This window comes from Aeromonas sp. PrichA-15 (assembly GCF_017939245.1).
Classification (GTDB): Bacteria; Pseudomonadota; Gammaproteobacteria; order Enterobacterales; family Aeromonadaceae; genus Aeromonas; species Aeromonas caviae.
This window is the reverse complement of record NZ_JAGKRH010000353.1, coordinates 1-293: the sequence shown is the minus strand read 5'-3', so window position 1 is coordinate 293 and position 293 is coordinate 1. Positions and strand designations below refer to the sequence as shown.

Sequence of the window (293 nt, the reverse complement as noted above, 5' to 3'; positions counted from 1 at the left end):
AGGACCGTTCCACTAACTTCCAAGATGCTTAAGGGCTAATCCCCGTTCGCTCGCCGCTACTGAGGGAATCTCGGTTGATTTCTTTTCCTCGGGGTACTTAGATGTTTCAGTTCTCCCGGTTCGCCTCGCTACGCTATGTATTCACGTAGCGATACCTAGCTTATGCTAAGTGGGTTTCCCCATTCGGAAATCCGTGAGTCGTAATGTCTCTTACCGACTGCTCACGGCTTATCGCAGGTTAGTACGTCCTTCATCGCCTCTGACTGCCAAGGCATCCACCATGTACGCTTAGT

1 rRNA gene is annotated in these 293 nt (G+C 50.9%); it reads right to left on the bottom strand.

Annotated features, from left to right (window positions below):
* Positions 1-293 (bottom strand): 23S ribosomal RNA (locus J9889_RS23140); the annotation flags it as partial.